This is a genomic window from Micromonospora sp. CA-263727 (genome assembly GCF_050942455.1).
GTDB lineage: Bacteria > Actinomycetota > Actinomycetes > Mycobacteriales > Micromonosporaceae > Micromonospora.
The window spans coordinates 5,947,532-5,965,895 of sequence record NZ_CP192031.1 but is presented as its reverse complement, the minus strand read 5'-3'; the positions used below and the strand labels follow the sequence as shown (position 1 = coordinate 5,965,895).

Annotated in this window: 13 protein-coding genes; 10 read left to right on the top strand and 3 right to left on the bottom strand. The window is 72.7% G+C overall.

Annotated elements, in window-relative coordinates; genetic code table 11:
- Nucleotides 1-70: 70 nt before the first annotated feature.
- On the bottom strand, nt 71-724 hold the full coding sequence (locus ACQPYA_RS26045) for a DUF305 domain-containing protein (protein WP_433529697.1): 654 nt from the start codon (nt 722-724) through the stop codon (nt 71-73).
- A gap of 1 nt (nt 725) precedes the next feature.
- Nucleotides 726-1,532: a DUF3105 domain-containing protein gene (locus ACQPYA_RS26040; RefSeq protein WP_433529696.1), complete on the bottom strand. Its 807-nt coding sequence runs from the start codon at nt 1,530-1,532 to the stop codon at nt 726-728.
- Nucleotides 1,533-1,632: 100 nt separating this feature from the next.
- Between ACQPYA_RS26040 and argS the strand changes: the two genes are divergently transcribed.
- The 10 genes from argS (at nt 1,633) to prfA (ending at nt 16,770) form a co-directional block, all read left to right on the top strand.
- Entirely contained in the window at nt 1,633-3,297 is a 1,665-nt protein-coding gene (gene argS, locus ACQPYA_RS26035; RefSeq protein ID WP_433529695.1) for an arginine--tRNA ligase, read from the top strand.
- Between the two features lie 5 nt (nt 3,298-3,302).
- Nucleotides 3,303-4,688, top strand: coding sequence for a diaminopimelate decarboxylase (gene lysA, locus ACQPYA_RS26030; protein ID WP_433529694.1), 1,386 nt, complete (start codon nt 3,303-3,305; stop codon nt 4,686-4,688).
- An 8-nt stretch (nt 4,689-4,696) separates the two neighbouring features.
- Nucleotides 4,697-6,022 (top strand): homoserine dehydrogenase, encoded by a 1,326-nt coding sequence (locus ACQPYA_RS26025; protein WP_433533624.1) that lies wholly within the window; start codon nt 4,697-4,699, stop codon nt 6,020-6,022.
- Nucleotides 6,023-6,048: 26 nt separating this feature from the next.
- Nucleotides 6,049-7,098, top strand: a complete 1,050-nt coding sequence (thrC, locus tag ACQPYA_RS26020) for a threonine synthase (RefSeq protein WP_433533623.1) — start codon at nt 6,049-6,051, stop codon at nt 7,096-7,098.
- 143 nt (nt 7,099-7,241) lie between these two features.
- On the top strand, nt 7,242-10,523 hold the full coding sequence (locus tag ACQPYA_RS26015) for an efflux RND transporter permease subunit (RefSeq protein ID WP_433529693.1): 3,282 nt from the start codon (nt 7,242-7,244) through the stop codon (nt 10,521-10,523).
- Nucleotides 10,524-10,710: 187 nt separating this feature from the next.
- A complete protein-coding gene (locus ACQPYA_RS26010; protein ID WP_433529692.1) occupies nt 10,711-11,955 on the top strand; it encodes an MFS transporter in 1,245 nt (414 codons plus the stop codon).
- Between the two features lie 60 nt (nt 11,956-12,015).
- A complete protein-coding gene (gene thrB, locus ACQPYA_RS26005; RefSeq protein ID WP_433529691.1) occupies nt 12,016-12,960 on the top strand; it encodes a homoserine kinase in 945 nt (314 codons plus the stop codon).
- A 295-nt stretch (nt 12,961-13,255) separates the two neighbouring features.
- The gene (rho, locus tag ACQPYA_RS26000) at nt 13,256-15,088 is read left to right on the top strand and encodes a transcription termination factor Rho (protein WP_433529690.1); all 1,833 of its coding nucleotides are present in this window, start codon (nt 13,256-13,258) and stop codon (nt 15,086-15,088) included.
- 278 nt (nt 15,089-15,366) lie between these two features.
- Nucleotides 15,367-15,591, top strand: coding sequence for a 50S ribosomal protein L31 (gene rpmE, locus ACQPYA_RS25995; RefSeq protein WP_433529689.1), 225 nt, complete (start codon nt 15,367-15,369; stop codon nt 15,589-15,591).
- 90 nt (nt 15,592-15,681) lie between these two features.
- Nucleotides 15,682-16,770 carry a peptide chain release factor 1 gene (gene prfA, locus ACQPYA_RS25990; RefSeq protein ID WP_433529688.1) on the top strand — a complete coding sequence of 363 codons (1,089 nt, stop codon included), beginning with the start codon at nt 15,682-15,684 and terminating at the stop codon, nt 16,768-16,770.
- Nucleotides 16,771-16,774: 4 nt separating this feature from the next.
- Here prfA and ACQPYA_RS25985 read toward each other — a convergent pair whose 3' ends face one another.
- Nucleotides 16,775-18,325 (bottom strand): GGDEF domain-containing protein, encoded by a 1,551-nt coding sequence (locus ACQPYA_RS25985; protein ID WP_433529687.1) that lies wholly within the window; start codon nt 18,323-18,325, stop codon nt 16,775-16,777.
- Nucleotides 18,326-18,364: the final 39 nt, after the last annotated feature.

The following is an 18,364-nucleotide window of genomic DNA, read 5'->3' as shown; positions in this document are numbered from 1 at the left end:
GGGTGAATCGACGATGCCGCCCCGCTCTACGTGAGCGGGGCGGCGCGGGTCGTGCCGGAGTTGGGCCGGATCAACCGGCCTGCTGCAACTTCCGCAGCTCGTTGATCTCTTTCTGCTGGGCCGCCTTCATCGCCTCGGCCAGCCGGACCACCTCGGCGCGGTCGGAGGCGTCGAGCAGCCCGTCGACCATGTGGACGCCACCGATGTGGTGCTTGATCATCAGCTCGATGAAGAGGCGGTCGACCTCGGCGCCCTGTGCCTCGTGCAGCCGGGTGATCTCGTCTCGGGTGGCCATCCCGGGCATCAGCCCGTTCTCGTCCACCCCCACCCCGTCGGGCATCCACTCCATCGACGGCCGGGAGCCGGTCGGCAGCAGGTTCCACTCCTGCAACCAGCGTTGCATCTGACCGATCTGGGCCTGCTGGGTCAGGGCGATGTCGTACCCCATCTGCCGGATCGCCGGATCCTGCCCCTTCGCGTACGCGACCATGGCCATCTCCACCGCCTGGGCGTGGTGCCGGGACATGTCCCGGGCGAAGCCGGCCTCGGCCGAGGTCTCACCCGGGGTGCGCCCGGTGGTCAGGGTCGCGGCCGTCCAGCCGACGCCGAGCAGCAGCAGCGCCGTCACGGCCAGCGTCAGGTAGCGCAGCGTCCGGGATGCCGGCCGGGACGCCGGGGAACTGGTCTGCTCCTCGATCGTCGCGTCCTGTACGGCGCTGGGCATGTCAGCCACCCATCGACGGCTGGAGCTCCCGCGGCTCCGTGCCGGTGCCGGTGGTGTAGTTGCCCGACGAGCAGGGCACGCCCGGCTCCATCGAGGCGTTCTGCGCCAGGACGGTGGCGAACTCCTTGATCCGCGGGTCGTCGGCGTTGTCGACCTTGAGCTGGTAGCCCCACGCCTGGATGGAGACCGCCGAGTCGAGGCCCTCGTACGGGCTCATCAGCATGAAGTCGTTGCCGCGGATCACGCTGGCCAGCTTCTCGACGTCGGCCGCGGGCAGATCCGGGCGGTAGGTCAGCCAGACCGCGCCGTGCTCCAGGCTGTGCAGCGCGTGCTCGTTGGCGATCGGCGCATCGTAGACGTCGCCGAGGCAGCGCTGCCAGGTGTTGTTGTGCGGGCCGCCGACCGGCGGGCTCTGCTTGTATTCCTGCTTGCCGGCCCGGTGCTCCTGGTTGGAGATGCTCTCCGGGTCGGTCTTGCGGAAGTTGACGATGCCCTGGATGTCCGCCGCCTTGTCCTCCCAGGACTGGCCGCCCTTGATGGCCGCCCAGGCGCCGTACCCGATGATCGACGTGGCGAGCACGCCGACGGCGACGAAGAGCGCGATCGGCCCCCAGGAGCGCTCCTGGCTGACCTTGACCGGGGTGATCGGCTTGCGTGGCCCCTTGCCGCCCCCGCTGGCGCGCTGGGGAGTCGCCGGCTTGTCGGATCCGGCCTTGCCGCCAGCGGCCGGACGACCTGCCGCCGGCTTCTTGCCGGTGCTGACCACGGTCGGACGGCGCTGCGGGCCGCTCGGGGTGCTGATGCTCATCGTGCCTCGTCAGGTCGATTCGGTCAGGGGATCAGGCGGCCCGGAACCGATGCTGGGTCGCCGCCGCGGGGACCGAGTCTACCCCCGATAACATGGTTCGGTGACTCCCGCAGAACTCGCCGAAGCCGTCCTCGCCGCCGCTCACGCCGTCTTCGCCGACCGAGGGCTGGACAGCTCCGCGCTTCCGGAGCACACCACGGTCGAGCGACCCCGCAATCCCGAGCACGGCGACTACGCCGCCACGCTGGCGCTACAGCTGAGCAAGAAGGTGGGCGTGCCGCCCCGGGAACTGGCCACCGGGCTGGCCGCCCGGCTCGGCAGCACGCCGGGGGTCAAGTCGGTGGAGATCGCGGGTCCGGGCTTCCTGAACATCCGGCTCGACGCCGCCGCCGCCGGCCAGCTGGCCCGGACGATCGTCGAGGCCGACGCGGCGTACGGCCGCAGCGACCGGCTCGCCGGCTTGAAGATCAACCTGGAGTTCGTCTCGGCCAACCCGACCGGCCCGGTGCACATCGGCGGGGTTCGCTGGGCGGCGGTCGGCGACGCGTTGAGCCGGCTGCTCCGCGCCACCGGCGCGGAGGTCGGCACCGAGTACTACTTCAACGACGCGGGTTCGCAGATCGACCGGTTCGCCCGCTCGCTGCTCGCCGCGGCAAAGGGGGAGGCCGCCCCCGAGGACGGCTACGGCGGGGCGTACATCGCCGAGATCGCCGGCCAGGTCACCGCCCGCCGGCCGGACGTGCTGGAGCTGGCGGACGACGCCGCCCAGGAGGTCTTCCGGGTCGAGGGCGTGGCGCTGATGTTCGAGGAGATCAAGTCCTCGCTGCGCGACTTCGGGGTGGAGTTCGACACCTACTTCAACGAGAAGGACCTGCACGACCGGGGTGAGCTGGAGCACGCGCTGACCCGGCTGCGCGAGCAGGGGCACGTCTTCGACGCCGACGGCGCGACCTGGCTGCGGACCACCGACTTCGGTGACGACAAGGACCGGGTGCTGCGCAAGTCCAACGGCGAGTGGACGTACTTCGCCGCGGACTGCGCGTACTACCTGGACAAGCGGGAGCGCGGCTTCGACCGGGTCGTGATCATGCTCGGCGCGGACCACCACGGCTACCTCGGCCGGATGAGGGCGATGGCGGCCTGCTTCGGTGACGCGCCGGAGCAGACCCTGGAGATCCTCATCGGCCAGCTGGTCAACCTGGTCCGCGACGGCGCGCCGGTGCGGATGAGCAAGCGGGCCGGCACGGTGGTCACCCTGGAGGACCTGGTCGACGCGATCGGCGTGGACGCCTCCCGGTACGCGCTGGCCCGCTACTCCAGCGACTCCCCGATCGACATCGACATCGAGCTGTGGACCCGGGCCACCCGCGACAACCCGGTCTACTACGTGCAGTACGTGGCGGCCCGGACGGCCAGCGTCGGGCGTAACGCCGCCGAGGTCGGGCTGACCCGGGGCGACGGCGAGTCGTTCCACCCCGGGCTGCTCGACCACGACAAGGAGAACGAGCTGCTCAAGGCGCTCGCGGAGTTCCCCGCCGTGGTGGGTGCCGCGGCGGAGCTGCGCGAGCCGCACCGGGTGGCCCGCTACCTGGAGGACCTGGCCGGGGCGTACCACCGGTTCTACGACAACTGCCGGATCCTGCCGCGCGGCGACGAGGAGGTCACCGACCTGCACCGGGCCCGGCTCTGGCTCAACGACGCCACCCGGGTGGTCATCGCCAACGGCCTGCGCCTGCTCGGCGTCTCGGCCCCGGAGAGGATGTAACCGACATGCGTGCTCACGAGGCCGGTGCGCTGCACGGCGACATCGGCAACCGGGGGCCGGCCTGGCTGCGTACCCCGGAGGACGTCAACGCCCTGATGCCGCAGCTGTGGCCGCGCCACACGGCGCGCGGCGAGGAGGGCGCGCTGGTCGTCGCGGGCCTGGACGTACGCGACATCGCCGCCGAGTTCGGCACTCCGGTGTACGTCCTGGACGAGAACGACCTGCGTTCGCGCTGCCGGGACTTCCGGGCGGCCTTCCCGACCGAGGACGTCTACTACGCGGGCAAGGCGTTCCTCTGCCGCGCGGTGGTGCGGATGATCGCCGAGGAGGGTATGTTCCTCGACGTGTGCAGCGGCGGCGAGCTGGCCGTGGCGCTGGCCGGCGGGATGCCGCCGGAACGGATCGGCTTCCACGGCAACAACAAGTCGGCGGCCGAGCTGAGCCGGGCGCTGGACGCCGGCGTCGGCCGGATCATCGTCGACTCGTTCGGCGAGATCGACCGGCTCACCGCGCTGGCCCGCGAGCGGGGCGTCCGGCCCCGGGTGCTGATCCGGGTCACCGTCGGCGTGGAGGCGCACACCCACGAGTTCATCGCCACCGCGCACGAGGACCAGAAGTTCGGCTTCTCGCTGGCCGGCGGCGCGGCCGTCGCCGCCGCGCTGCGTCTCATCGACGAGGGCGTACTGGAGCTGCGCGGCCTGCACTCGCACATCGGCTCGCAGATCTTCGACACCAGCGGGTTCGAGGTCTCCGCCCGCCGGGTGCTGGCGCTCCAGGCGCAGATCCGGGACGCGCGTGGGGTGGAGCTGCCCGAGCTGGATCTCGGCGGCGGTTTCGGCATCGCGTACACCAGCCAGGACGACCCCTCGGCCCCGCACGACCTGGCCAAGCGGCTGCGCAAGATCGTGGATTCGGAGTGCGCGGCGGAGCGGCTGGCCGTGCCGCACCTCTCCATCGAGCCGGGCCGGGCGATCGTCGGCCCGGCCGTGTTCACCCTCTACGAGGTGGGCACGGTCAAGGACGTCGATGGGATCCGGACGTATGTCAGCGTCGACGGTGGGATGAGCGACAACATCCGCACCGCGCTCTACGACGCCTCCTACTCGGCGACCCTGGCCTCGCGGGCGAGCGCCGCCGAGGCGATGCTCGCCCGCGTGGTGGGAAAGCATTGTGAGTCCGGGGACATCGTGGTGAAGGATGAATTTCTGCCCGCCGACGTGCAGCCCGGAGATCTTGTCGCGGTGCCCGGCACGGGCGCGTACTGCCGCAGCATGGCCAGCAACTACAACCACGTGCCCCGACCCCCGGTGGTCGCGGTGCGGGACGGCCAGGCCCGGCTGATCGTTCGACGGGAGACCGAAGAGGACCTGCTCGCTTTGGATGTGGGATGACGTCACCTGTGCGCCTCGCTCTGCTCGGCTGCGGCACCGTCGGCGCCGAGGTGGTCCGGCTGCTGCACGAGCAGTCGGCCGACCTCGCCGCCCGGATCGGCGCTCCGCTGGAGATCGCCGGCATCGCCGTACGCCGGATCGGGCGTGACCGCGGCGGCCTGCCGGTCGACCCGGCCCTGTTCACCACCGACGCGCTCGGGCTGATCAAGCGCGACGACGTCGACGTGGTGGTCGAGGTGATCGGTGGCATCGAGCCGGCGCGCAGCTGGCTGGTGGAGGCGCTGCGGGCCGGCAAGAGCGTGGTCACCGCCAACAAGGCGCTGCTCGCCGAGGACGGCGGAGCCCTGCACGACGCGGCGGCCGAGGGCGGCGGCGACCTCTACTACGAGGCCGCCGTGGCCGGCGCGATCCCGCTGCTGCGGCCGTTGCGCGAGTCGCTGCACGGGGACCGCATCACCCGGGTCACCGGCATCGTCAACGGCACCACCAACTTCATCCTCTCCGCCATGCACGCCAGCGGCGCCGGCTTCGCCGAGGCCCTGGAGGAGGCGACCGAGCTGGGGTACGCCGAGGCCGACCCGACCGCCGACGTGGAGGGCTTCGACGCCGCGGCCAAGGCGGCCATCCTCGCCTCGCTGGCCTTCCACAGCCGGGTCGGCGCGGCCGACGTGCACCGCGAGGGCATCACCGAGGTCACCGCCGCCGACGTGGCCAGCGCGAAGGCGATGGGCCACACGATCAAACTGCTCTGCATCGCGGCCCGGGGCGCGGACGGGCAGGGTCGGGAGGCGGTCAGCGTCCGGGTGCACCCGGCGATGATCCCGTTGACCCATCCGCTGGCCAGCGTCGGCGACGCGTTCAACGCGGTCTTCGTCGAGGCGGACGCGGCCGGGCAGTTGATGTTCTACGGGCGGGGCGCCGGTGGTGCGCCGACCGCCAGCGCGGTGCTCGGCGACGTGGTGGCGGTGGCCCGCAACCGGCTCGCCGGGGTCCGCGCGGCCAGCGAGTCCGCCTACGCCGACCTGCCGGTCCGGCCGATGGGGGAGGCGCTCACCCGCTACCACATCAGCCTCGACGTGGCCGACCGCCCCGGTGTGCTGGAGGCGGTGGCCGGCGTGTTCGCCCGGCACCACGTCTCCATCGCCACCGTGCGGCAGGGGCCGGCCGGCGGCGGCAACGACGGTGGTGGCAACGGCGGTGGCGGCGACGCGATCCTGGTGATCGTGACCCATGTGGCGCCGGACGCGGCGCTCGCGGCGACCGTCCGCGAGCTGCGCGGCCTGGACATCGTCCGCTCGGTGGCGAGCGTGCTGCGGGTCGAGGGCGGACTGTGATGAGCCGGAGCGGCAAGGAGAGCGACATGTGGCGGGGCCTGATCGACGCCTACCGGGACCGGCTGCCGGTCACCGATGCCACGCCCGTCGTCACGCTGCACGAGGGAAACACGCCGCTGCTGCCCGCGCCGGTGCTCTCCGCCCGGCTCGGCTGCGACGTGCACCTGAAGGTCGAGGGGGCGAACCCGACCGGCTCGTTCAAGGACCGGGGCATGACGATGGCCGTCTCCAAGGCGGTCGAGGCCGGCAACAAGGCCATCATCTGCGCCTCCACCGGCAACACCAGCGCCTCCGCCGCCGCGTACGCGGCCCGGGCCGGGGTGACCTGCGCGGTGCTGGTGCCGCAGGGCAAGATCGCGCTGGGCAAGCTGGCCCAGGCGCTGGTGCACGGGGCCCGGCTGCTCCAGGTCAACGGCAACTTCGACGACTGCCTGGCGCTGGCCGCCAAGCTCGCCCAGGACTACCCGGTGGCCCTGGTCAACTCGGTCAACATCGACCGGCTGCACGGCCAGAAGACCGCGGCGTTCGAGATCGTCGAGGCGCTCGGCGACGCGCCGGACATCCACTGCCTGCCGGTGGGCAACGCCGGCAACATCTCCGCCTACTGGATGGGTTACACCGAGGACCTGGCCGCCGGCAACGCCACCCGGACGCCGAAGATGTACGGCTTCCAGGCGGCCGGCGCCGCCCCGATCGTGACCGGGCAGGTGGTTCCCGAGCCCTCCACCATCGCCACCGCGATCCGGATCGGCAACCCGGCGAGCTGGACGAAGGCCCTGGACGCCCGGGACGCCTCGGGCGGCCTGATCGAGGCGGTCACCGACCGGGAGATCCTGGCGGCGTACCGGCTGCTGGCCCGGGAGGTCGGTGTCTTCGTGGAGCTGGGCAGCGCGGCCAGCGTCGCCGGCCTGCTCCAGCAGGCCGCCGCCGGCCGGGTGCCGGCCGGGTCACGGGTGGTCTGCACGGTCACCGGCCACGGCCTGAAGGACCCGGAGTGGGCCATCAGCACCGCCCCCGCCCCGATCACCATCGCCAACGACCCGCTCGCCGCCGCCCGCTCCCTCGACCTCGCCTGAGCCGGGGGCCGGACGCGGTCACGCGTCCGGTGGCGGCTGGTAGCGCAGTGCGCTTGCCTTGCCCCGGAATAGGGCGGAGGTAGCGGGTCGGGCAGACTGCTCCTACCCCCGTCGACCCTCTCCTCCAGGAGTGAGCCTCGCCGATGTCGCTGCTCGCCAGATTCAGCCTCGCCAACCGGGGGCTGGTAGCCCTCATCGCGGTGGTGACCACTGCGTTCGGCGCGTACGCCGTGCCGTCGCTGAAGCAGCAACTCCTGCCGTCGCTGGAGTTCCCCGCCGCGTTCATCGTGGCCTCGTACCCCGGCGCCGGGCCGGAGGTCGTCGAGTCCCAGGTGACCGAGCCGATCGAGAACAGCCTGCGGAGCATCCCCGCGCTCGACACGGTGATCTCGACCTCGCGGGAGGGCCTGACCACCATCCAGGTGCAGTACGAGTTCGGCACCGACCTGGACGACGTGGTCAGCAAGATGCAGACCGCGCTGAGCCGTACCCGGCTGCCCGAGGGCGTCGACCCGCAGGTCATCGCGGGCAGCACCGACGACCTGCCGGCCGTGGTGCTGGCCGCCACCGGCGGCGGCGACGAACGCGCCCTGGCCGGGAAGCTGCGCGACGTCGTGGTGCCGGAGCTGGCAGCGATCGAGGGGGTCCGGAGCGCCGAGCTGACCGGCGTCCGGAGCGACCTCGTGGTGATCACGCCGGATCCGGCGAAGCTGGCCAAGGCGAAGGTGCAGCCGACGGCGATCGGCACCGCGTTGAAGGCCAACGGTGTGGCGGTGCCCGCCGGCGCCGTGCTGGACGGCGACCGGACGCTGCCGGTGCAGGTCGGCACTCCGCTGACCACCCTGGACGAGCTCCGCGGAGTCGTCGTGGCTCCGCCCGCCGGCAAGGCCGGGCCGGTCCGCCTCGGCGATGTCGCCACCGTCGAGGAGCAGCTCGCCCCGGCGACCGCGATCACCCGTACCAACGGGCTGGAGAGCCTGGGCATCGCGGTCACCGCGGATCCGGGCGGCAACGCGGTGGAGATCTCGCATGCGGTCCGTGACCGGCTCGCCGACCTGCGGGCCACCACCGGGGCCGAGTTGACCGTCGTGCTCGACCAGGCCCCGTTCGTGGAGAAGTCCATCGCGACGCTGAGCACCGAGGGCCTGCTGGGCCTGATCATGGCCGTGGTGGTCATCCTGGTGTTCCTGCTGTCGGTGCGCTCCACGGTGGTCACCGCGGTCTCCATCCCGCTGTCGGTGGTGGTCGCGCTGCTCGCGCTCTGGATCGGCGACTACTCGCTCAACCTGCTCACCCTGGGCGCGTTGACGGTCGCCGTGGGCCGGGTGGTGGACGACTCGATCGTGGTGCTGGAAAACATCAAGCGCCACCTGACGTACGGCGAGCCGAAGCGCGTGGCGATCCTCACCGCCGTCCGTGAGGTGGCCGGGGCGGTCACCGCCTCCACGCTGACCACGGTGGCGGTCTTCGCCCCGATCGCGCTGGTCGGCGGCTTCGTCGGGCAGCTGTTCGCGCCGTTCGCGATCACGGTCACCGTGGCGCTGCTCGCCTCGCTGCTGGTCTCGCTGACGGTGGTCCCGGTGCTCGCGTACTGGTTCCTCAAGCCGGTGGCGGGGGCCGACGGCGCCGCCATCCGCCAGGCCGCCGAGCAGCGGGAGCTGCGCAGCCCGTTGCAGCGGGCGTACCTGCCGGTCATCCGGTTCGCCACCGGCCGGCGGGCCTACCGCTGGGCCACCCTGGCGGCGGGCCTGCTGGTGCTGCTCGGCACCTTCGGCCTGGCCCGCCAGCTGGAGACCAACTTCCTGGACGACTCCGGCCAGGACACCCTCAACATCCGGCAGGAGCTGCCGGTGGGCACCGGGCTGGCCGGCACCGACGCGGCGGCCCGCGAGGTCGAGTCGGTGCTGGCCAGCACGCCGGGCGTCGAGTCGTACCAGGTCACCGCGGGGGGCGGGAACACGCCCTGGGCCGGCGCCGCCAGCAACAACGTGGCCAGCTTCGCGCTGCGGCTCGGCGGCGACACCGACGCCAAGCAGATGCGCGGCATCCTGCGGGAGCGCTTCGCGGTGCTCGGCCCGGCGGCCGGCGAGATCACCTTCCCGGCCGGGCAGGGCGGCGCCTCCGCCAACGAGCTGGCCGTGGTGGTCCGGGCCGCCGACCCGGAGGTGCTGGCACGGGCCGCCGAGCAGGCCGAGGCGGCGTTGGCCGGCATCCGGGGCGTCGAGGACGTCTCGACCACGCTCGCCGACCGGGTGCCGCGCGTCGACGTGACCGTCGACCGGGTCGCCGCCAGCCGGGCCGGGCTCACCGAGGCCGCGGTCGGCCAGCTGGTCGCGCAGGCGTTCCGCGGCACGCCACTCGGCCAGGTGAGCCTCGATGGCGGTACCCGGGACGTGGTGTTGCGGCTGTCGGCGCAGCCGCCGGTGACGGTGGAGGAGCTGAAGGCGCTGCGGGTCGGCGCGGTGAAGCTGGACGACATCGCCGACATCACGCAGGCCGAGGGGCCGCAGCAGGTGCGGCGGATCGACGGCGAACGCAGCGTCTCGGTGACCGGCACGGTGACCGGCTCCGACCTCGGCGCGATCAGCACGGAGTTGCAGAGCCGGCTCGACGCGATCGACGTGCCGGGGGCCACGTTCACCCTCGGCGGGGTCAGCGCCGAGCAGCAGGAGACCTTCGCCGACCTGGGCCTGGCGGTGCTGGCCGCGATCGCGATCGTGTTCCTGATCATGATGGCCACGTTCCGCAGCGTGGTGCAGGCGCTGATCCTGCTGGTCTCCATCCCGTTCGCGGCCACCGGCGCGGTCGCCCTGCTGCTGCTCAGCGGCACCGCGTTGAGCGTGCCGGCGCTGATCGGCGTGCTCATGCTGGTCGGCATCGTGGTGACCAACGCCATCGTGCTGCTGGACCTGGTCAACCAGTACCGGGCCCAGGGGCTCGGCGTCCGGGAGGCGGTGGTCGAGGGCGGACGCCACCGGCTGCGGCCGATCCTGATGACCGCGATCGCCACCATCTTCGCGCTGACGCCGATGGCCTTCGGGTTCACCGGCGAGGGCGGCTTCATCTCCCGGCCGCTGGCCATCGTGGTGATCGGTGGCCTGCTCAGCTCCACCCTGCTCACGCTGGTCCTGGTGCCCACGCTCTACGCGATGGTGGAGGACACCAAGGACTCGCTGCGGGCCTGGCGCCGGGGGCGGTCCGGCGAACCCGCTGGCGGGCAGCCGGGAGCGGAGACCGACGCGGCGAGTGCCGAGCCGGTCGCCGCCGAGCGGGCTGCGCTGGGCAACCCGGCGACGGAGGAGCGGAAGCCGCAGAGCCGGCCGGTGCCGGCGGCGCCCTCGGGCGCGCTGATCGAGAACACCGACCAGTTCGAGGTGCTCCGGCTGCCGAAGAGCCGTAACTCACCCTTCCCCTCCAGCGAATAGCCAGCAGTGTAAGGAAGGGCCCCCTGTTAACGCCTGCGGTATAGCAGGGGGCCCCTCTTAACATGATCAACGCGGCGGCGCGATCAACGCGATGCCGCGGTGATCGCGACGAGCCGTCGCGCGGCTGCTGGGGGCGCTGTCCGCGCTGCGACTCAACCGTTGACGGGGTCCGGGTAGGGTCCGCTCCGTGGCGTCCACCCTCTCGGTCCTCACCCGCAACCGGAACTTCCGGAATCTCTTCCTGGCCGAGCTGGTGGTCTTCGGCGCCGACTGGTTCGTCATGGTGCCGCTGCTCGTGTTGCTGCCGAAGCTGACCGGCAGCGGGGTGTGGGGCGCCCTGGTGCTCGCCGTGGACACCGGCATCGTGGCGTTGCTGCTGCCGTACACCGGCACCATCGCGGACCGGTTCGACCGGCGCAAGATCATGATCGTCGCGAACGTCGCCGCGCTCGTCGGCGTCCTGCTGCTGCTCGGCGTACGCAGCGCCGGCACGGCCTGGCTGGCGATGCTCGGCATCGGCGTGGTCGCGGTGGCCAAGGCGTTTTACTCGCCGGCGGCGCAGGCCGCCCTGCCGAACGTGCTCGACCCGGAGGAGCTGGCCGCGGGCAACGCGGTGGCCGGGTCGGCCTGGGGCACCATGACCGTCGTCGGCGCGTCCCTCGGCGGCGTGCTCAGCGCGGTCGCCGGGCCGTACGTCTGCTTCTGGGCGGGCGCGGTCGGCCTGGTGGTCGCCGCGGGCCTGGCCGCGCTCATCCGCCGGCCGTTGCAGGCCCCGCGCGAGCAGGACGCGGGACCCCCGCAGACCTGGGCGGCCATCCGCGAGGCGCTCGGCTACATCGGGCACCGTCCGCGGGTGCTGGCCCTGGTGACGGTGAAGTCGGCGGTCGGCCTGGGCAACGGGGTGCTGACCGTCTTCCCGCTGCTCGCCGGGGTGTACGCGGTCGGCCCGGTGGGTGCCGGCCTGCTCTTCGCGGTACGCGGCGCGGGCGCGCTGGTCGGCCCGATCCTGATGCGCCGGGTGCTGACCAACCGGGCCTGGCTGCTGCCGGGGTTGGCACTGTCCATGTCGGCCTACGGGTTGGCCTACCTCGGCACGTCGGTGGTGTCCTGGTTCCCGCTGGTGCTGGTGCTGGTCTTCGTGGCGCACTTCGCCGGCGGCAGCAACTGGGTGATGTCGAACTTCGCGTTGCAGGGCGAGGTGCCGGATCGGCTGCGCGGCCGGGTCTTCGCCACCGACATGATGCTGGCCACCCTGGCGATCTCGGTCAGCCAGCTCGTGGTGGCGGCGGTGGTGGACGTGGTGGACGTGCGGGTGGTGCTGGCCGGCTGCGGCCTGGTCACCCTCACCTATGCGGTCGGCTGGCGGATCGCCACCCGGCGGCTCTCGCTCACCACGCCGGTCGCCGCGCCGCAGGACACCAGGGTCCCGTAGCCGCCCATCCGGTGGCCCCGGGTCGTCCCGGGCAACGGGCGGTGGTCCTAGCATGGTTGGGTGCCGACCACATTCGCCGCCGGCCCGGTCCGGGTCCGGGTCCCCGCCACCAGCGCGAACCTTGGGCCGGGCTTCGACGCCCTGGGGCTCGCCCTCGCGCTCCACGACGACGTGGCCGCCGAGGTGACCTCCGGCGGCGTCACGGTGTCGGTGACCGGGGAGGGCGCCGGCGACCTGCCGGTCGACGACGAACACCTGGTGGTACGCACCATGCGGGCGGCCTTCGACGCGCTCGGCGGACAGCCGCCGGGGCTGGCGGTGGCGTGCCTGAACCGCATCCCGCAGGCTCGCGGGCTCGGCTCCTCCTCGGCGGCGATCGTGGCCGGGGTGCTGCTGGCCCGGGCCCTGGTCACGGAGGGGGAACGCCAACTCGACGACCAGGCCGCGCTCCGCCTGGCCGCCGAGATCGAGGGGCATCCGGACAATGTCGCGCCCTGCCTGCTCGGCGGTTTCACGGTGGCCTGGACGGAACCGTCCGGCGCGCGGGCGGTGTCGCTGCCGGTGGCCGACGGGGTACGCCCGACCGTCTTCGTGCCCGCCGAGCGTGGCCTGACCGCCTCCGCCCGCGCGGCGCTGCCGGCGAGCGTGCCGCACGGCGACGCCGCGTTCAACGCCGGCCGGTCGGCGTTGCTGGTGTACGCGTTGACCACGCAGCCGGCCCTGCTGCTGCCGGCCACCGTCGACCGGCTGCACCAGGGCTACCGCGCGTCATCGATGCCGGGCGCGGCAGCACTGGTCGACGCGGCCCGTGAGGCCGGTGTGGCGGCCGTGGTCAGTGGGGCCGGTCCCACCGTGCTCGCCCTGTCTGACCTGCCCGAAGGCTTCGACGCGGGAACAGATTGGCAAGTTCTGCAGTTGCCGATAGACGTGCGCGGCGCACAGGTCGGGCGGGGTAGACTAGGACACGCGGAGCGGGACCCTGTTGCCGCAGGTCGGAAGAGTTGATTACGCTCTAGACTTAGCACAGCCGCGAAGCATGCGATCTCCTGCGGGTCGGCGCACCCCCGAAGCTCTCGGCGGTAAGCCCGTCACCCCTGCCTAGGCCCACGCCGCACCGCAGTCTTCACCGGTCGCCGCAGGCGGCGAAACCCGCTCACCGGCTTCATGGTGGGTCGGGCGACCGTCCGGCTGCTGTGTTACAGACTCCCGCAAAGCGTCATGCGAGGCGGGTGCACCGAGGCCGCCCGGCCACCTGTTTGTCGATTCCGGGCAGTCCCGGCCTATCGAGGGAAGGAATCCATTGAGCGACACCACCGACGTGACGTCGGATGTTTCCAACGTCGCTGGCGATGCCACCACCGCTGCCCCTGCTCGCCGCCGGCGTAGCGGCACGGGCCTGTCGGCGATGCTGTTGCCGGAGCTGCAGAGCCTGGCCGCGTCGCTCGGCATCTCGGGCACGGCTCGCATGCGCAAGGGCGAGCTGATCAGCGCGATCACCGAGCGGCAGGGCGGCGCTGCCGGGGCCCCTCGACCACGGGCCGAGGTCGCGGCGGCCGCCGCTCCGGTCCGCGAGGAGGTCCACGCGGAGGTACGCGAGGCGGCTGAGCGGCCGGAGGCCGAGCGGCGTGGCGCCGAGCAACCGGCGGCCAGCGTCGAGGCCGAGGGCCGTAGCCGGACCCGGCGCAGCCGGACCGCCGTGGCGGAGCCCCGGGCCGAGGAGGCTGCCGCCGATGCCGGCGAGCGGGCCGAGGGCCGGGCCGGCCGTGACCGCGGTGAGCGTGCCGAGCGGTCTGAGCGCGCCGAGCGTGCCGACCGGTCCGAGCGCGGTGACCGTGGTGAGCGCGGGCAGCGTGCCGAGCGGGACAACAACAACGACGAGGACGAGGGCGAGGGCGGTGGCCGGCGCGGCCGGCGCAGCCGCTTCCGGGACCGCCGGCGGGGCCGCGGCGAGCGCGGCGAGTCCGGTGGCGACGGCGGCCGCGAGCCGCAGGTCGGCGAGGACGACGTGCTCGTCCCGGTGGCCGGCATCGTCGACGTGCTCGACAACTACGCCTTCGTCCGGACCACCGGCTACCTGGCCGGCCCGAACGACGTCTACGTGTCGATGTCCCAGATCAAGAAGTACGGCCTGCGGCGCGGTGACGCGATCACCGGCGCGGTACGGGCGGCCCGCGACGGCGAGCAGCGGCGCGACAAGTACAACCCGCTGGTCCGGCTGGACACCATCAACGGGATGGAGCCGGACGAGGCCAAGCGGCGGCCGGAGTTCTACAAGCTCACCCCGCTGTACCCGCAGGACCGGCTGCGGCTGGAGACCGAGCCGCACATCCTGACCACCCGGGTGATCGACCTGGTCATGCCGATCGGCAAGGGCCAGCGGGCGCTGATCGTCTCGCCGCCGAAGGCCGGTAAGACGATGGTGCTGCAGGCGATCGCGAACGCGATCACCCACAACAACCCGGAGTGCCACCTGATGGTGGTGCTGGTCGACGAGCGACCCGAAGAGGTCACCGACATGCAGCGTTCGGTGAAGGGCGAGGTCGTCGCGGCCACCTTCGACCGTCCGCCGCAGGACCACACCACCGTCGCCGAGCTGGCGATCGAGCGGGCCAAGCGCCTGGTCGAGCTGGGCCACGACGTGGTCGTGCTGCTGGACTCGGTGACCCGGCTGGGCCGGTCGTACAACCTGGCGGCGCCGGCCAGCGGCCGGATCATGTCGGGTGGTATCGACTCCACCGCGCTCTACCCGCCGAAGCGCTTCCTCGGCGCGGCCCGCAACATCGAGAACGGCGGCTCGCTGACCATCCTCGCCACCGCCCTGGTGGAGACCGGTTCCATGGCGGACACGGTCATCTTCGAGGAGTTCAAGGGCACCGGTAACGCGGAGCTGAAGCTGGACCGGAAGATCGCCGACAAGCGGACCTTCCCGGCCATCGACATCCACCCGTCCGGCACGCGCAAGGAGGAGATCCTGCTCGCGCCGGAGGAGCTGGCCATCGTGCACAAGCTCCGCAAGGTGCTGCACTCGCTGGACTCGCAGGCGGCGCTCGACCTGCTGCTGGACCGGCTCAAGCAGTCCCGGACCAACATCGAGTTCCTGATGCAGATCGCCAAGTCGACGCCGGGGGAGTGACCTCCTCCGACGCATGAGGAAGGGGGCGTGGCCGGACCGGTCATGCCCCCTTCCTCATGCCGGCAGGGCGCGTAGGAATGCTGGTCGCCGCCGCGGGGAATGCTCAGGGACCGGTCGGCGTTGAGCTGGCCGACCAGCCGACGCGGCCCGAATTCCGGGTCGGCTGACGCCCATGGCAGACTGGTCAGTCGGCCACCGGTTCCGGTTCACGCCCTCAACCGGCGCGCAGCACGCGACGGGGGCGACCCGGCGACCATCCACGAAAGGACCGAGGCGACATGAAGCCCAACATTCACCCGGAGTACGTGAGCACCGACGTCACCTGCTCCTGCGGTAACACCTTCACCACCCGCAGCACCGCCAAGGGCGGCTCGATCCACGTCGAGACCTGTAGCGCCTGCCACCCGTTCTACACCGGCAAGCAGCGCGTCCTGGACACCGCCGGCCGGGTTGCCAAGTTCCAGCAGAAGTACGCCAAGGTTCAGGCCAAGAAGGCCAAGTAGCTCCCCGTTCGACGCCCGCGTCCGGTTTCCGCCGGGCGCGGGCGTCGTCCGTCTGTCCCGGTCTCCGCCGCCCAAGGAGCGATCCCCAGCATGAGCAGTGAGCGCCTGGCCGCCCTTCTCGACGAGTACGCCGAGCTGGAGAAGCGGCTGGCCGACCCCGCCATCCACGCCGACCAGGGCACCGCCCGCCGGGTCGGTCGCCGGTACGCCGAACTGGTCCCGCTGCACAGGGCCGCCGGCGAGCTGGCGCAGGCCCGGGCGGATCTGGCCGCCGCGCGGGAGCTGGTCGCCGAGGACGCGTCCTTCGCGGCCGAGGCCGAGTCGATCGCGGCGACGCTGCCGGGGCTGGAGGAACGGCTGGCCGAGCTGCTCATCCCGCGCGATCCGCACGACGCCAAGGACGTCATCGTCGAGATCAAGGCCGGCGAGGGCGGCGAGGAGTCCGCGCTCTTCGCGGGCGACCTGCTGCGCATGTACACCCGGTACGCGGAGCGGCGCGGCTGGCTCACCGAGGTGATCGACGCCCAGGAGTCGGAGCTCGGCGGGGTGAAGGACGTCTCGCTGGCGATCAAGACCAAGGGGGTGCCCGAGGGCGGCAACGGCGTCTGGTCCCGGCTGAAGTGGGAGGGCGGCGTGCACCGGGTGCAGCGGGTCCCGGTCACCGAGTCGCAGGGGCGCATCCACACCAGTGCCGCCGGGGTGCTGGTGCTGCCCGAGGCCGAGGAGGTCGACGTCGTCGTCGACCCCAACGAGCTGCGGATCGACGTGTTTCGCTCGTCCGGCCCCGGCGGCCAGTCGGTGAACACCACCGACTCGGCGGTCCGGATCACCCACCTGCCGACCGGCATCGTGGTCTCCTGCCAGAACGAGAAGTCCCAGTTGCAGAACCGCGAGCAGGCCATGCGGATCATGCGCGCCCGGTTGCTCGCCGCCGCCCAGGAGCAGGCCGACGCGGCGGCCTCGGACGCCCGCAAGGCCCAGGTCCGCACGGTGGACCGGTCCGAGCGGATCCGCACGTACAACTTCCCGCAGAACCGAATTACCGACCACCGGATCGGGTACACCGCGTACAACCTGGACCTGGCGCTCGCCGGCGACCTGGACGGCGTGCTCGACGCGCTCGGCGAGGCCGACCGGGCCGCCCGCCTGGCCGGCGAACCGGAGTTGGTCCGCCGCTGACGCGTCAGGCGGTCCGCGGGCGGGCCTTGGCCCGCAGCATCTCGCGGTCGGCGGCCTCGAAGGCCGCGCCGAGCGCGTCCCGCTGGCCCGGGCCGGCGACGCCCACCTCGGCGAAGCCGATGCTGACGCCGACCGGGGTGCCGGGGACGAGGGATTCCCAGTCCTCGCTACGCACGGCGGCGTCGATGCGTCGGGCCACCTCGGCCGCCTCGGCCATTCCCGCCCCGGGCAGCACCACCACGAACTCGTCGCCGCCGTAGCGGGCCACGAAGTCGCCCCGCCGCATCACCCGGTTGATCACTCCGGCGACCCGCTGGAGGACCAGGTCACCCGAGTGGTGCCCGTGGTGGGTGTTGACCGCCTTGAAGCCGTCCAGGTCGCAGACGCCGATCACCACGCGCTCGCCCCGGGAGACGACCGCCGCGATGTAGCGCTCCAGCCGGCGCCGGTTCGGCAGCCCGGTCAACGGGTCGGTCAGCGCCTCGCCCTCGTACCGGGCCGCCTCGCGGCGCATCTCCTCGTGGTCGATGCGGGCGGCGATGCCGTCGATGTAGACGTCGCGGAGCCGGTCGTGACGCTGGGCGGCGAGCCGGAAGGCCAACCGGTCGGCCCGGTGCGCCGCGGCGTGCTCGCCCGCCCGGGCCAGGGCCATGCTGCGCAGCCGGGCCGGCTCGGCCGCGCCGAGCGTCTCGGCGGAGACCTGGACGGCGTCCAGTCGGGTGACCGCCTCGATCGGCCGCCCGACGGCGATGGCCAGGCAGACCTGACCGAGTTGCCGCATGTCGCGGGCGCGGGCGCTGTCCGCGCCGTGCCCGAGCAGCCGGGCCGGATCCATGCCCGGAACGGCGGAGACGTCGTCGCCGAGCGCCGCCCGGCGGGCCGCCGCGTAACCGTAGGCGGCGAGGCTGCTCGGCCGCAGCCGGTCGGCGCGCCCGGCGGCCACGAACCGGTCGAGATCGGTCGCCACATCCCGCAGTACGCGCAGGCAGCCGTCGCTGTCGCCGGTATGGTCCAGAGCGACCGCGTTGCGCAGCCGGATCCCCGGGGCGGCGAACGTCTCCTCCGGGATCCCGGCACCGGTGCCGAGTTGCCGGGCGCGTTCGATCGCACCGAGGGCGTACCCGTGGAAGCTCAGGTAGGAGTAGGCCATGGCGAGGTCGTGCCAGCCCCAGGCGGTGTCCCGGTCCGGGTCCTCCACCGCGCCCAGCGCCCGCGCGGCCTTCACCAGGTGCGTGACGCAGCGGTCCAGCGCGCCCTGGTGGTGCGCGGCGAGCGCGGCCAGCGCGTTGAGGTGCCCGTGCAGGTAGGGCTCGGCGAGATCCCGTACGGCCGCGGAGGCCTCCTCGATGGCCCGGGTGTACTCGGCCGTCCGGCCGAGGTTGATCAGCGCGGAGAGCCGCTGCACCAGCGCGTCGGCCCGGGTGTGCGGATCCCGGGTGCTGCGCAGCACCCGCTCCAGAATGGTGTACGCCTCGGTCGAGCGGCTCATCTCCTGCAACGCCCGCGCCTTCGTCAGGGCGTCAACCTGGTCATCGACCCGGCCGAGCCAGCCCACCCGCGACCTCCCGTCGGTGTGCCGCCGGCTGCACCCGCT

Excerpts from the sequence above, each read along its gene's own strand:
- lysA (WP_433529694.1), top strand. The coding sequence starts at position 3,303 with ATGCGTGCTCACGAGGCCGGTGCGCTGCACGGCGACATCGGCAACCGG.
- thrC (WP_433533623.1), top strand. The coding sequence starts at position 6,049 with ATGTGGCGGGGCCTGATCGACGCCTACCGGGACCGGCTGCCGGTCACC.
- ACQPYA_RS26040 (WP_433529696.1), bottom strand. The coding sequence starts at position 1,532 with ATGAGCATCAGCACCCCGAGCGGCCCGCAGCGCCGTCCGACCGTGGTC.
- ACQPYA_RS26015 (WP_433529693.1), top strand. The coding sequence starts at position 7,242 with ATGTCGCTGCTCGCCAGATTCAGCCTCGCCAACCGGGGGCTGGTAGCC.
- ACQPYA_RS26045 (WP_433529697.1), bottom strand. The coding sequence starts at position 724 with ATGCCCAGCGCCGTACAGGACGCGACGATCGAGGAGCAGACCAGTTCC.
- prfA (WP_433529688.1), top strand. The coding sequence starts at position 15,682 with ATGAGCAGTGAGCGCCTGGCCGCCCTTCTCGACGAGTACGCCGAGCTG.
- rpmE (WP_433529689.1), top strand. The coding sequence starts at position 15,367 with ATGAAGCCCAACATTCACCCGGAGTACGTGAGCACCGACGTCACCTGC.